Annotated in this window: 12 protein-coding genes; 7 read left to right on the top strand and 5 right to left on the bottom strand. The window is 55.6% G+C overall.

The window, feature by feature from the left end; translation table 11 throughout:
* The first annotated feature begins 2 nt into the window (after positions 1–2).
* On the top strand, positions 3–1,481 hold the full coding sequence (locus RR877_RS02265; protein ID WP_332550732.1) for an NAD-dependent succinate-semialdehyde dehydrogenase: 1,479 nt from the start codon (positions 3–5) through the stop codon (positions 1,479–1,481).
* Positions 1,482–1,546: 65 nt separating this feature from the next.
* Here the strand turns inward: RR877_RS02265 and RR877_RS02260 are convergent, their stop codons facing one another.
* Both RR877_RS02260 and RR877_RS02255 read right to left on the bottom strand, forming a co-directional pair.
* Positions 1,547–2,263: a gamma-glutamyl-gamma-aminobutyrate hydrolase family protein gene (locus tag RR877_RS02260; RefSeq protein WP_332550733.1), complete on the bottom strand. Its 717-nt coding sequence runs from the start codon at positions 2,261–2,263 to the stop codon at positions 1,547–1,549.
* Between the two features lie 14 nt (positions 2,264–2,277).
* Positions 2,278–3,621 carry a glutamine synthetase family protein gene (locus RR877_RS02255; RefSeq protein WP_332550734.1) on the bottom strand — a complete coding sequence of 448 codons (1,344 nt, stop codon included), beginning with the start codon at positions 3,619–3,621 and terminating at the stop codon, positions 2,278–2,280.
* 110 nt (positions 3,622–3,731) lie between these two features.
* On the opposite strand from RR877_RS02255, the gene RR877_RS02250 reads away from it, so the two are divergent.
* Positions 3,732–4,697 (top strand): alcohol dehydrogenase catalytic domain-containing protein, encoded by a 966-nt coding sequence (locus RR877_RS02250; protein WP_332550735.1) that lies wholly within the window; start codon positions 3,732–3,734, stop codon positions 4,695–4,697.
* Between the two features lie 27 nt (positions 4,698–4,724).
* Positions 4,725–6,233, top strand: coding sequence for an aldehyde dehydrogenase (locus RR877_RS02245; protein ID WP_332550736.1), 1,509 nt, complete (start codon positions 4,725–4,727; stop codon positions 6,231–6,233).
* A 121-nt stretch (positions 6,234–6,354) separates the two neighbouring features.
* Here RR877_RS02245 and RR877_RS02240 read toward each other — a convergent pair whose 3' ends face one another.
* On the bottom strand, positions 6,355–7,863 hold the full coding sequence (locus tag RR877_RS02240; protein WP_332550737.1) for an APC family permease: 1,509 nt from the start codon (positions 7,861–7,863) through the stop codon (positions 6,355–6,357).
* 188 nt (positions 7,864–8,051) lie between these two features.
* On the opposite strand from RR877_RS02240, the gene RR877_RS02235 reads away from it, so the two are divergent.
* Together RR877_RS02235 and hisC are read left to right on the top strand one after the other, a co-directional pair.
* A complete protein-coding gene (locus RR877_RS02235; protein ID WP_280805397.1) occupies positions 8,052–8,867 on the top strand; it encodes an acetoacetate decarboxylase family protein in 816 nt (271 codons plus the stop codon).
* Between the two features lie 54 nt (positions 8,868–8,921).
* On the top strand, positions 8,922–9,989 hold the full coding sequence (gene hisC / locus RR877_RS02230) for a histidinol-phosphate transaminase (protein WP_332627654.1): 1,068 nt from the start codon (positions 8,922–8,924) through the stop codon (positions 9,987–9,989).
* 3 nt (positions 9,990–9,992) lie between these two features.
* On the opposite strand, the gene RR877_RS02225 is transcribed toward hisC, so the two are convergent.
* Positions 9,993–10,601 (bottom strand): GNAT family protein, encoded by a 609-nt coding sequence (locus RR877_RS02225; protein WP_332627652.1) that lies wholly within the window; start codon positions 10,599–10,601, stop codon positions 9,993–9,995.
* A gap of 9 nt (positions 10,602–10,610) precedes the next feature.
* Complete coding sequence (locus tag RR877_RS02220) at positions 10,611–11,246, bottom strand: YqaJ viral recombinase family protein (RefSeq protein ID WP_332618791.1); 636 nt, start codon at positions 11,244–11,246, stop codon at positions 10,611–10,613.
* Positions 11,247–11,375: 129 nt separating this feature from the next.
* On the opposite strand from RR877_RS02220, the gene RR877_RS02215 reads away from it, so the two are divergent.
* Together RR877_RS02215 and RR877_RS02210 are read left to right on the top strand one after the other, a co-directional pair.
* The gene (locus tag RR877_RS02215; RefSeq protein ID WP_280805399.1) at positions 11,376–12,116 is read left to right on the top strand and encodes a response regulator transcription factor; all 741 of its coding nucleotides are present in this window, start codon (positions 11,376–11,378) and stop codon (positions 12,114–12,116) included.
* Complete coding sequence (locus tag RR877_RS02210; RefSeq protein ID WP_332627650.1) at positions 12,116–13,594, top strand: ATP-binding protein; 1,479 nt, start codon at positions 12,116–12,118, stop codon at positions 13,592–13,594. Before RR877_RS02215 ends, RR877_RS02210 begins: the two co-directional genes overlap by 1 nt.
* Positions 13,595–13,677: the final 83 nt, after the last annotated feature.

The following is a 13,677-nucleotide window of genomic DNA, read 5'->3' as shown; positions in this document are numbered from 1 at the left end:
CAATGTCGTACTTCACCCCAGACGCTGATCTTCTCGCAGCATCAGAGAAGGCTCTTGCCAGCATCAATGTCTCTCGACTGTTGCCAAGCAACACCAGCTTCGATGTCATTGACCCTGCAACGGAGAAGGTCATTGGCACCCTGCCAGATCACACTCCCGAGCATGCTCTGCAGGCCCTGACCAAGGCCGATGCCGCGGGTAAGCAATGGGCAAAGAAGAGTCCACGTCACCGTTCGGACATTCTGCACGCGGTCTATGCCAAGTTGATTGAGAACAAGGACACCCTTGCCTACGTCATCTCCCGTGAGATGGGCAAGCCGCTGTCTGAAGGTTATGCCGAAGTTCAGTACTCCGCTGACTATGTTCGTTGGTTTGCAGAAGAGGCACTGCGTGCTCAGGGTCTCTATCGTGATTCGCCGGCAGGGGACGCGACCATCCTGGTTCGTCGTGCACCAGTAGGTAATGCCGTGCTGATTGCCCCATGGAACTTCCCCATGGCGATGGCAACGCGCAAGATTGCTCCCGCGCTCGCTGCAGGTTGTGCGTGTGTGGTCAAGCCTGCCAATCTCACCCCGTTGACCACTGTGGTTGTTTTGGATCTCATGATTCAGGCAGGTGTCCCCGAGGACCTGGTCCAGGTCATCACCACAACTGACGCTCCTGGCTTTAGCTCAACCCTGTTGGCTGACCAGCGCGTGCGCAAGATTTCCTTTACTGGATCCACTCCCGTGGGTAGCACACTCATGGAACTGGCTGCCAAGAACATCGTCAAGAGCTCGATGGAGCTCGGCGGTAATGCTCCCCTCATCGTCTTTGATGATGCAGATCTTGATCGCGCCATTGAGGGAGCAATCCTGGCCAAGATGCGTAATGGTGGACAGACCTGTGTAGCCGCCAACCGCATGTTTGTTCAAGAAGGCATCGCCGATGCTTTCATTGACGGCTTCACCGCCAAGATGGCTGCATTCAAACTGGGTAATGCCATGAACAAGGATGTAGACCTCGGTCCCGTTATCGATGACCGTGCTGTTGCGCGCCTCACTCACCTGGTCAACGACGCTGTCGCTAAGGGTGCAACTCTCCGCACCGGTGGAAAGGCGCCTGATCATGAAGGTCACTTCTTCGAGCCCACGGTTCTCGACAATGTTCCTGCGAATGCAGACATTGCCACCACGGAAATATTTGGTCCCGTTGCCGCAATCACGCGCTTTAAGACTCAAGAAGAAGTTATTGCGAAAGCTAATGACACTGAGTTCGGTCTTGCTGCGTTCGTGTTCACGGAAAACCTCGACCGCGCCATCAACGTTGCCGAAGCCCTCGAGACCGGCATGGTTGGTATCAATAATGGTTTGCTCTCCAACATTGCGGCACCCTTCGGTGGTGTGAAGGCATCAGGAACCGGTCGCGAAGGTGGAGCGGAAGGCCTCGAGGAATACCAAGAGATTCGTTACTTCACGATGAAGCGCAAAGAAACCTTCTAAGCACCTCCAACGCCTGAAGGCAACAGAAAACCCCCGCCGTAATCCGGCGGGGGTTTTCTTGTGAACTACACGGAGACTGGTTCGACCGTGAGGAACCAGTCAATGAGTTCCCGGCCGTGAGCTTGGGCATATTTACCCTTGGCATCCCATTCCTGACGAAACTCTTCTGCGGTGAAGTTTCCGGTGAGTTCATCTCCGCCCACCCGCAGCCACTCATTCATGAGTTCAGTAGTGACTTCGGGGTGGAATTGAACACCTAGAGAGTTTCCAGCACGGAACACTTGAGGGGCAATCTCATTGCGGGCAAGAACTTCTACATCTTCAGGTAGCTCAACGATGTCGTTGTGCCACGAGAACCAGGGGCCAGGAGCTGTGGGGCATCCTTCGAAAGTGTCGAAATTGATCATGCCCACCTCCATACGCTCTGCTTTGATGGTTCGGCCGCCCAATACTTCTGCCAGAAGCTGGGCGCCAAAGCATATTCCGAGATAGGGAGTTCCTCGCTCGCGAACAGCGCGGATGAAGTCAATCTCTAGCTCAACCCACACGCGAGTGTTGGGGTTGTAGGCGTGAGTGAAAGAACCGAACATGATGACGGAGTCGATTCCCTCAAGTGAGGGGAAATCGGTATTTGCTTCGAGGAAACCATCATGTTCAGGGGTCGCCTTGAGCACTTCGTGGTGAAGCACGGTGTGGCCAAGTTCAGTCAGATAACTCGCGACGTATCCATAGTCGGATGCGACGGTTTCCTCATGCGTGATGAGCAGGATTGTCTTGGACACGAATGTTCCTTTAGTTAGATGACGTCGCGGTAACGCTGGGTTTCCCAGTCGGTAACCCAGGCGGCAAATGCAGCCATTTCGTTCTGCTGCATCACAGTGAAGTTTTCTACGAAATCTTTACCGAAGCATTCGAGCGTCCAGTCACTGGATGAGAAGTTTGCTAACGAGTCACGCATGCTGGTGGCAAAACGAACCAAGCTCTCATCCAGGTGAACGTCACCGATGGACTGCGGGATCAGCGGGTAGTCATTCTTGATGCCATCGAGGGCGGCCTGGAGGTAGCCCTGAGCTACAAGATAGGGGTTGGAGTCAGCCGCAGCCCAGCGAACTTCAATACGCGTGCCAGGTCCCGCATCGGTGATGCAGCGAACGCCAACAAGCCGGTTATCGAGCCCCCAACAGACTTGAGTGGGGGAGAACGAGTAGTCCACGATGCGCTTGTAGTCATTCTGAGTGGGCTGGGCAATAATTTGCAGCTCGAGGTTGTGCTGAAGGATTCCAGCGAGAACCTTGCGCATCAAATTAGAGTGAACGGGGTGGTCTGAGTCTTTCGCAGCGAAGAGGTTCTTACCGTTCTTATCGGTGACGCTCATGTGAACGTGCATTCCCGAACCGGCACCACCGTTAATTGGCTTGGCCATGAAGGTGGCGTGCAAATTGTTTTGTCGTGCGACGCGCCGCACAATGTGGCGGAACAAGATGGTCTTATCCACCATGGTCAGAGCGTTGTCGTACTTGAGGTTGATCTCAATCTGAGAGGGACCATATTCGACGTTGGAAGCCTCAACTTCAATACCCGAGCGCTCGAGAGCGTGACGGATGCCACCAATGACAGCCTCGAGTTCATCTGCACGGTCCATGGAGTAGCAGTAGGCCTGGTCCGAGATGGGGGTCCAGTCATCGTTGAAGAGGTGGAACTCCAACTCAGTGGCCATGTCGACCTTGTAGCCAAGCTCCAGGAATGACGCCAGAGTCTTCTTCAGCATTCCGCGGCCGTCCATGGTGACGGGCTCTCCGGTGTGGCCATCGACCATGTCGCACATGACGGTGGCCATGCCGTCTTCCCAGCCCGCAATGCGGAAGGACTGCAGGTCAGGCACTGCCTTCATGTCAGGGGCGCCCATGTCGCGTTCAAACCAGGGGGTTGCTTCCACGTCGGAACGGAAGTTCCAGGAGAATGCGACACCAGAGATGGCAAAGCCTGCACCAGAAAGGAACTGCTCTACCGGAAGGCGCTTACCTCGAGGCATTCCCCATGTGTCGGTGAAGATGCACTCGACGGTATGGATCTTGTTTTGCTCGATGATCTTGGCGCAGTCAGCCATCGTGGCGGGGGCAGAAGCAGTGTGTGATGCCATGGTTCCTCATCTTTGAGTTACATATCCAGTAAACGGATATACAATATATAGAGTAACCGAGGGTTACTTCTCCGGCAACTATTGCCGGACTTTCTCACTGTGGAGGTCTCGTGAAAACGCTGGTATTGGTTGAAGCAAACAAGCCATTAGTACTGGAAGAACGAGAGATTCCCGTCGCCACGGCACCAGGCGAAGAAATCATCAAAGTCATTGCCTGTGGTGTGTGCCACTCAGACATTCACGTCGCAGATGGACACTTCGGTGGACCACTTCCGTTAGTCCTCGGTCACGAAGTTGTGGGTGAACATGCCGAGCTGGGTCGCGTTCTTCTTTATGCACCCTGGGGGTGCCGAAAGCCTGATTGCCGCCAGTGCAACGCAGGTCTTGAAATGATCTGCGCCAACAGTCACGAAGCAGGTGTGGTCGATGACGGTGGCTACTCCGAATACATGCGAGTACCCAGCCGTGATTACTTGATTCCCATCGGTGATCTTGACCCTGCAACTACAGCACCGTTGGCTTGTGGTGGTCTTACCGCTTTCCGTGCCGTTAAGCGCACCATGCCTCACCTCAATGTTCCCGGGGCCAAGGCAGTCATTATTGGTGCCGGAGGTTTGGGCCAGTTCGCCATCCAGTTCATGAAGAAACTGGCCAATGTTGAACTAACCGTCCTGGACATGGCGGACGACAAGCTCGCCGCTGCCAAGGAACTCGGCGCAGATCACGCGCTCAAGCAATTGCCAGAAGGTGTGAAGTATGACGCCATCATCGATTTTGTGGGCGCCAAGCCCACCATGGAAGCAGCTGCAGGGGCTGTCAACCGCCAGGGCATTCTGGTTGTTGTGGGTCTCGCTGGTGGCCGCCTCGAGTTCGGTGTCGGTGTCATCCCCAGTGAAGCAGTGCTGACTACCAGCATCTGGGGAAGCTTGGAAGAACTCAAGGAGCTTCTTGAGTTCGTCCGCACGCAGGGTGTTAAGCACCTTGTCGAAACCATGCCTCTTGATGATGCGCAAGAAGCGTTGGACCGTCTGCGCCGCGGTGAAATCCGCGGTCGCGTGGTCCTGACCGTCGCCTAACTTTTCTCTTCAATCAAAGGACAGCACGTGAACTTCCCCACGAAATCAGTTCAGGAATGGACCGACTACGCCAACACCATTAAGTGGCCTGAGGCCATGATCATCGATGGCAAGCCTCAAGCCGCCCGAGATGATTCTTATGTTGCACTGGTCACCCCTCGTGATGGTTCCACCGTCACGCAGGTTCCCTACGCAACTTCAGATGAACTCGAGATGGCGGTCAGTGCAGCTCGTCGTGCCTTTGATGAAGGTCCCTGGCCTCGCATGGCTCCGAAGCAACGCAAGGAGCTCATGCTGGCATGGGTGGCGTTGATGGAACAGCACCGCACTGAGTTGGCAACCATGCTCAGCATCGAAATGGGCAAGCCCATTGCCGATGCCTGGGGCATTGAGCTTCGAGCACTGATCAACACCTACCGCTGGTATGCCGAGATGGCAGATAAAGAACTCGATGAGATCTCGCCCGTAGGTGAGGACGACCTCGCACTGATTACCCGTGAACCTGTGGGTGTTGTGGCAGTCGTGACGCCGTGGAACTTCCCGCTGACATTGTCAGCGTGGAAGATTGCTCCCGCTCTTGCAGTGGGCTGCACCGTCGTGCACAAGCCTGCCGACCTCACTCCACTCACTGCTGTTCGTATCGCCGAGTTGGCTCTTGAGGCTGGTATTCCTGCGGGTGTCTTCAACGTATTGCCTGGACGTGGATCTGTCATTGGCAAGGGACTCGGTCTGCACCACGCTATTGATTCACTGGCATTCACCGGTTCCACCGAAGTGGGCCGTGCCTATATGGAATATGCAGCGCAGTCGAATCTCAAGCGCGTGTGGCTGGAGCTAGGGGGCAAGTCACCGAACATCATCCTTCCGGATGCACCAGATCTGCAAACTGCCATCGACACAGCCGCCTGGGGAATCTTCTTCAATACAGGCCAGATGTGTACAGCTCCTTCGCGGTTGATAGTTCACCAGGATGTTGCCGATGAGGTCATCGCTGGCGTCATCAAGGCTGCTGAGAACTACAAGCCTGGAGATCCTTTCGACCCTTCAACCAAGATGGGGCCACTGGCCTCCTCTTCACGCCGTGCTGAGGTACAGGCTCACGTGGATCGCGGTATTGCAGATGGTTCCACACTGGCTTTGGGAGGTCACTCCGTCGAGCTCAGTGCCCCTCTAGCTGGCGGCGCCTATTACGAACCCACGATGTTCATCAACGTGAACCCTGACTCTGCCCTGGCTCAAGAAGAGATCTTTGGCCCAGTGTTGTCGGTTACCACCGTCAAGGACGATGAGGAAGCCATTCGTGTGGCCAACAATTCTGACTATGGTCTCGCTGCTGGTCTCTGGACTGCTAACGTTTCCAAGGTCCACCGCCTAGCTCGTCAGATTCGTGCTGGAACCGTGTGGGTCAACTGCTATGAAGAAGGTGACCTCACGGTTCCCTTTGGCGGTTTTAAGATGAGCGGTAATGGTCGCGACAAGTCACGTCACGCACTCGAGAAGTACACCGAGTTGAAGACCACCTATATCAAGCTATAAGAACAATAAGCACGAAGGCCCTCGCTCTGCGAGGGCCTTCGTGCATTCCGCGGCCATGAGCCTGCACATAAAGAAGGGGCGCCCACCATATTCAGGTGAGCGCCCCAGTACTTACTTTTGATTAGGACAGGATGTCCTCTGTCAGTGACTTGTTTTCCTTCTTGTTGACCACTCCACTGATCAATCCGATGACAAGGAAAATGAGGGGCAGCGCAACGAGGAACCAACCAAGTGGGCTCAGTGCGAATGCGCTCTCAGGCAGTGTGGGGTCGACGCCGTCTGCAACCGTTCCTGCAAGCAGGTTGAAGCGAGCGACGACGAGGTACATTGCCAAAGCCATACCAATTGCTGCCAGTGCGGGAGCAATCTTGCCTTGCCAGACGTTAGCGCCTTCGTTCTTCATGAAGTACGCGATCACAGCAATGCTGACGAAGATCTCGACGAGAACGATTGCAAGAACGGCGACGGTGCTCATCCAGTAGAACAGGTTGAGTACGGGGTCGAGAGCGAAGATTGCAAACAGACCCATCACGATCAAAGTGATGATCGAAGTGGTCCATACGCCACCAGCAGGAGCCCCGCGGCGGTTAGTGTTTGCCAGACGAGCTGGAAGAACACCACCACGTGCCATTGCGAAGAAGTAGCGAGAGGCTGCGTTCTGGAAAGCAAGCAGACCTGCGAAGAGGCTGGTGATAACCAGGATTCCCATGAGCTGAGCCATCCAGGGACCAACGTACTCAGAGGCAAGAGAGAACAGAACTGCAGCTGGGTCAACTAGCGGGTTTCCGTCAACACTTGAACGCTCGAGTGTCTGGTTGATTGCTTCAGAGGCACCCATACCGGTCATCATGGCGAAGCTCACGATTGCAAACAGACCAGCGATGATTCCAACTGCCCAGTAGGTTGCACGACGCACAGCCTTCTTGGGGTCCTTTGCTTCTTCACCATAGATAGCGGTTGATTCGAAACCAATGAAGGAAGCGAAAGCGAAGGCGATAGCAATACCAGCGGTACCGGTGAAGCCTCCAGCGAATACCAGTGAAGGATCGAAGCTTGCCTGGAAGTTGAGGCCTTCAGGGCCACCGTTTGCGAGGATTGCGACAGCAACGATGAACATGGACACAACTTCAAGCGTGGTGAGAACACCAAGGAACTTTGCACCCACCTCAACACTCATGAGCGAGAGGAAAGTGACAGCTAGCCATCCAATGACGCACCAGATGAACCAGTTGATGTCAAGACCCAAGCTGGCGAAAGTAATGTTCATCATCGCGCCGAAGAATCCGAAGACAGCAAGCTGCACTGTGAGGTAAGCCAAGATGGAGACGAAGGCCGAGCCCACACCCATGTTGACGCCAAGGCCCTTACCTACGTATGCAAAGAACGCACCTGCGTTGGTGACCTTGTGGCTCATCGCGGTGAAGCCCACGCTGAACAGGAGCAGGATAAGACCTACGAAAACGTATGCACCAGGTACGGCTGCTCCGTTTCCTAGGACAGTAGCTACTGGAACAACACCAGTCATACCGGCCATAGGGGCCGATGCAGCTACAACGAAGAAGACGATACCCGCAACGCCGAGACGGCCCTTGCTAAGTTTTCCGTCCTCAGTTGTCTGAGTGGATGACATTATTTGATCTCCTCATTGAGTTCATAAATCGTTTGGATAGAAACGATGTTTCAACATTGCCAATAAAGCAGTGGCTACGTCAAGTTCAGACTATAACTTTTGGGCAAAGAATATGGAATATTTTCTGTAAACAACTTGTTACGAATTTATGTTTGTTTGGATACGAATGACCTATAAACTCTTATGTCATGAGTGAACTTAAAGGCTTCCTTGCCCCCAAGACCCCCACAGGTAAAAGCGCCATCATCCCCGAGATGCCCTGGCACTATTCCGGAACACTGCTCACTGTTGAGTACCTGACCGATCCTGCCAACGTGCGCGCCATCCTCCCTCCCGAGCTCGAGCTTGCCGACGAAGAGCCCGGTGCTGTGGCACTGATCTGGGCCGACTGGCAGTCCTGCTCTGACGACTTCGAAGAACTGCTCGATCCCGATCGCTCGCAGTACATGGAGACCTTCGTGGTTGTCCGCTGCAAGTACGAGGGCGTCACCTACAGTCGCTGCGTCGCGATCTGGGTTACCAAAGACTTCGCTATGGCTCGAGGCTGGTTCCAGGGCTACCCCAAGAAGCTGGGATCTATGCACTCCACTCGCGTATACAACCGAGGTAAGGCAACCCCCACCCTCGAAGCAGGCGCCAAGTTCGGTGCAAGCCTGGCTGCTTATGACCACCGTCTCGCTTCAGCAAAGGTGACCCTGACCGGTCCCGTCGAAAGCAACGGTTTCGTCAACGGTCACAAGATGCTTCACAACCGCTGGGTTCCATCGATCACTCCAGGTGCTGGTAACTCTCTTGACCAACTCATCACAATGGGTGGCGTTGACCTTGACCTCGGTCAGGCCTGGGGCGGAACCGCAGAGTTGACTCTCGGAGATTCGCAGTGGGACGAGCTGGGCTCAATCTTGCCTGTTGAGAAAATCCTGGGTGGCTACTTCCGTGAGGTTGGCACAACCTTCAACGGGGGAACCCTCGTCGCCGACCTAGGGTCAAACCCCAGCATCTAACTTTCCCTCTCGATACGCAGAAGAGCCGGTAACTATCACCGGTATCGTTGAACTGTGATTAAGCAGCCTGCCCACATCGAGAACATCCCTGCCTATAAGCCAGGGAAGTCCACCGTGGACGGCTGGGATGGTCCGGTGTACAAACTCTCGTCGAACGAGAACCCTTACCCGCCCCTTCCCTCGGTCATCCAAGCAATTACGGATGCTGCATCCACGATGCACCGCTATCCCAACATGGCAGCACCTGAGCTCACGGCAGCTTTGGCCCAGCGTCTGGGTGTGAAGGAATCAGAACTCGCTTTTGGCACGGGGTCTGTAGAAGTTGCCGGTCAGCTCATTCGTGCCTTCGCTGGACACGGGGACGAAGTGATGTATGCCTGGCGTTCCTTCGAGGCATATCCCATCTTGGTGCGCGGTGCCGGGGCTACTCCGGTGGAAGTTCCTCTCACTGCTGATCACCGTCATGATCTTCCCGCGATGCTCGCGGCGATTACCCCTGCCACCAAAGTCATCTTCATTTGCACGCCCAACAACCCCACCGGAACAGCCGTGGGACATGAAGAACTGCGAGCATTCCTTGCACAGGTTCCCCCGCACGTTCTCGTTGTCATCGACGAAGCGTACGTTCACTTCCAGAACGATCCTGATGCTGCCCGTGGTTTGGAGCTCTACCGCGAGTTCCCCAACGTTGCAGTTCTTCACACCTTCTCCAAGGCCTATGGCCTTGCCGCTCTGCGTCTTGGTTACACCGTTGCACGCCCCGAGGTGATGGAAGGTCTTGCCAAAGTCGCTTTGCCCTTTGGCGTGACTGACATTGCTCAGGCTGCCGGTGTGGCATCGCTGTTGGCAGAGCCAGAACTACAGGCACGCATTGATGTTCTTCTCGAAGAGCGCGCCAAGCTTGAGGCTTACCTCGCCACAACCGACTGGGACGCTCCTGCGTCGCAGGCCAACTTTGTGTGGCTTGCAGCAGGGGAAGAAACCGACGCCCTTCAAGCTCACCTGATGAGCCGCGGCATCATTGGTCGGGCCTTTAGCGGCACTGGAATCCGTATTTCAGTGGGATCCCCTGAAGCCAACGAGGCATTGGTGGAGGCGCTCGGTTCGTATAACCGAGGCTAGTTTTTAGGCCTCTTCTGCCTGCTCGAGATCATCGAGGCGGGCAATGAGACCGTCATGCACGCCAGGCCACTCGTCCTTGGTGATGGAGTAGACCGCAGTGTTGCGCAGGGTGCCATTGCCCATGACCATGTCATTGCGCAGCATGCCATCGAGTTTGGCACCCAGCTTTTCAATAGCAGCGCGAGACTGCGCATTTTTCTCATGGGTGCGCAGCTCAACAGCGTTGCATTCCAGTACGTCGAAGGCATAGCTGAGCATAAGGAGCTTGGCTTCGGGGTTGATAGCGGTTCCCTGATAGCTGGCCGCCATCCAGGTGGACCCGATCTCGACCTTGAAGTTTTCGAGCTTCATGTTCATGAAGGTGGTCATGCCAATGGCTTTACCCGACTCCACATCAATAGTGGCGAACGGCATCATGGTGCCCTGCTCATAGAGGCCGAGACGGCGGTCAATCTCGGCAGTCATGCCGGCAGCGTCAGGAACCCAGGTGTACCACAGCTCGTGCAGCTTGCCGTCATCGCTGGCAATAGAGAGGTCAGCCGCATGTTCGTGGCTCAAAGGTTCTAAGCGAACATAGTCACCGACAAGGGTGGGGATCTCAGGTAGTGCCATGGTGGTTCCTTAGTTCGTCAGGCGGTGAAGCTCACCAATGAGCCCGTTTGCGAGATAGACGAGATCGCGGATTGCGCGCTCATCGCGCTCTATCCAGATGTGCTTGGGGGTGTCCGAGACGGGCACAAAGTTTTCGTGCTGTTCCCACACGAACAAGGTGCGCTCAGCACCGAGCACGTATTGCTGCCAGTAGACCTGACGCAGATATCCAGCAGGGACACCTTCGAAGGGCTTTTGGCTGGTTTTGATCTCAGCAAGAATGAGGGTTTCCTCCACCACACCAATGCCATCGGGCGTGGCAAGGTGACGAGATTCTGCTTCCGAGTGGAACAAGGCAGAGCTGGGTTCGATGGAGAAGTTCTCTTTCACCCAGGCCGCAATCACCGGTTCACGGGCCTTGCCGTGGTCGGTGTAGACGTTTCCGGTAAAGCTGGATCCGCGAAGTTTTTCCAAGGCTGCAGTGGGAATGGCGTTCACGCTGTTGAGCTTGGCCACATCCGTTGCGGTAATGCCACGAGAGCGGGCACGAAGCCAGGCGGCCTCATCCGAACCATCGGTGACCATGCGTGAGAGATACGCAATGTGAGGCTCGGCCGCCTGAGGCTTCGTCTCGGGCATCTGGGCCACGTTAGCTGCTGAACTCACGAGCTCTATTCTGGCTTGTCCTGCGGACATCGGTGTGTGCGCTCGCCGCAGTGACGCACTCTCAGAACATTCATAGCCTTCTTAGGCAGTTCATAGGATTCTCATAGGAAACTTCGTCATACTCATCATGTGAACGAAACTACTGCCCAAGCCCCCATCCGCCTCACTCGTGCCGATGGTTCCCCCATCCGTGTCCTCGTTGTGGACGACGAAACCTCGCTGACCGACCTACTACAGATGGCTTTGCGTTATGAAGGCTGGGAAATCAAGACCGCAGCCGATGGCTCATCCGCCATCGCCACTGCGCGTGATTTCCGCCCCGATGCGATCGTTCTCGACATCATGCTTCCTGACATCGACGGCCTCCAGGTTCTTCAACGCCTCCGCGCAGATGGCAATGATGTTCCCGTCCTATTCTTGACCGCCAAGGATGCCCTCGATGACCGTATTGCCGGTCTCACCGCCGGCGGTGACGACTATGTGACCAAGCCCTTTAGCTTGGAAGAAGTTGTGGCACGACTGCGTGGACTGATTCGTCGCTCCACCCTCACCGTGGATGCCAACGAAAGCCCTGTGCTAGTTGTGGGAGATCTCGAGCTGGATGAAGACAGCCACGAGGTTCGCCGCGCTGGTCGCCTCATTGAACTGACCGCAACCGAGTTTGAGTTGCTGCGCTATCTCATGCGTAACCCTCGCCGCGTGGTGAGCAAGAGCCAAATTTTGGACCGCGTCTGGGACTACGACTTTGGTGGAAAGAGCTCAGTCGTGGAGATCTACATCTCCTACCTGCGCAAGAAGATTGACGCCGAAGGTTCGCCCATGCTGCACACCGTTCGCGGTGCTGGCTACATGATCAAGCCGGCTGAATAATGTCGAAAGTCACCCGCGCTCCCTGGACGCTGCGTCGCCGCCTCACGGTGACAATGGCAGCTCTTTTAGTGGTTGCCGCGGCCCTGATTGGTGTCGTCAGTGTGTTGTCGCTGCGCTCCTTCCTGGTTGATCGACTGGACACGCAGCTCAACAGTGCGGTGATCCGAACTACGGAAGCCGTCACCGACGGTATTCCGGTTCGCCCAGGCCACAACGATGGTGATAACGATCACGATGACCGCCCCAACAATGCCTTGTTGGCGCCCGGTCAGGCTGCAGGAACTCTCGTCGCCATTGTCGCCGCTAATGGCTCCACCACGGCTGGCATTTTGAACGACCGCGGTGAAGTTCGCCTGGTCGATGTCGGAGATATTTCGAACTTCACTACGGTGAAAGTTAGCCGCGAGCCCAGCACTATTCACGTCAAGGGGTCCCAGGACTACCGCGCGATAGCGGTCAACACCACAGGCGATGCCAAGCTCGTGATTGCTCTGCCGATGACCGAAGTCAATGCAGCCAGTGCTCAACTCATTACCGTCATCTTGTTGGTGACCGCATTTGGTGTGGGAGCGGTCATCATTGCTGGTCGTTTGCTCATTCGTTACGAATTGCGCCCGCTCGATCGTGTTGCAGATTCAGCAACTCGCGTTGCTGAGCTTCCCCTCGATAAGGGTGATGTTGATTTAGCGGAACGTGTCAGTGAAGACGACACCGATCCCCGCACCGAGGTGGGTCGTGTGGGCTCTGCCTTCAACCACATGCTCGGTCACATCTCTCGTGCCTTCGCTGCCCGCCAAGCCAGCGAAGAGAAGGTGCGCCGCTTCGTGGCGGATGCCAGCCACGAACTGCGCACGCCCCTGGCCTCTATTCGCGGCTATGCCGAACTCACCAGGCGCAGTGGTGCCGAGCTCCCCGAGGATGTTCGTCACTCACTGAACCGCATCGAATCTGAAGCAACCCGCATGACCGGGTTGGTCGAAGATCTCTTACTCTTAGCTCGCCTGGACGAAGGCCGTGAACTCCAGAACAGCCCGGTTGATCTCTCCCGCATCATTGTCGACGCTGTGAGCGATGCTCACGCTGCCGGACCGGATCACACCTGGGATATGGAACTTCCCGAAGAACCTCTCGAAGTCATCGGTGACCAGGCTCGCTTGCACCAGGTCGTGGTGAACCTGTTGGCGAATGCCAGGGTTCACACACCTGCTGGCTCCACAGTTCAGGTGGTGCTGGAAAAGCACGACGAGAATGTTCTGCTCAAGGTGATTGATAACGGTCCTGGTATCCCTCAAGAACAGATGCCGGAGTTGTTCGAACGTTTCACTCGAGGAGACGCTTCCCGCACGCGTGCAACCGGAAGCACCGGACTGGGCTTGGCCATTGTCAATGCTGTTGTTCAGGCCCACCATGGAACAGTGACGGTGACGAGTGAACCCGGTAAGACCATGTTCACTGTGAGCCTGCCAGCTGCACAGTAATTGCTTCTACACATAAGGAAAGCCCCGCATTGAACTGAACCCCAAAAGTTGGAGTTCTAATAGGGAGCCGTTTCTAAGTTTGC

It is taken from the genome of Aurantimicrobium sp., assembly GCF_036667855.1.
Classification (GTDB): Bacteria; Actinomycetota; Actinomycetes; order Actinomycetales; family Microbacteriaceae; genus Aurantimicrobium.
This window is presented reverse-complemented; position numbering and strand designations above follow the sequence as displayed.

What these genes read in the sequence shown, in the direction of transcription:
- RR877_RS02240 (WP_332550737.1), bottom strand. Translation starts at nt 7,863, where the DNA reads ATGTCATCCACTCAGACAACTGAGGACGGAAAACTTAGCAAGGGCCGT.
- RR877_RS02235 (WP_280805397.1), top strand. Translation starts at nt 8,052, where the DNA reads ATGAGTGAACTTAAAGGCTTCCTTGCCCCCAAGACCCCCACAGGTAAA.
- RR877_RS02210 (WP_332627650.1), top strand. Translation starts at nt 12,116, where the DNA reads ATGTCGAAAGTCACCCGCGCTCCCTGGACGCTGCGTCGCCGCCTCACG.
- RR877_RS02265 (WP_332550732.1), top strand. Translation starts at nt 3, where the DNA reads ATGTCGTACTTCACCCCAGACGCTGATCTTCTCGCAGCATCAGAGAAG.
- RR877_RS02225 (WP_332627652.1), bottom strand. Translation starts at nt 10,601, where the DNA reads ATGGCACTACCTGAGATCCCCACCCTTGTCGGTGACTATGTTCGCTTA.
- RR877_RS02255 (WP_332550734.1), bottom strand. Translation starts at nt 3,621, where the DNA reads ATGGCATCACACACTGCTTCTGCCCCCGCCACGATGGCTGACTGCGCC.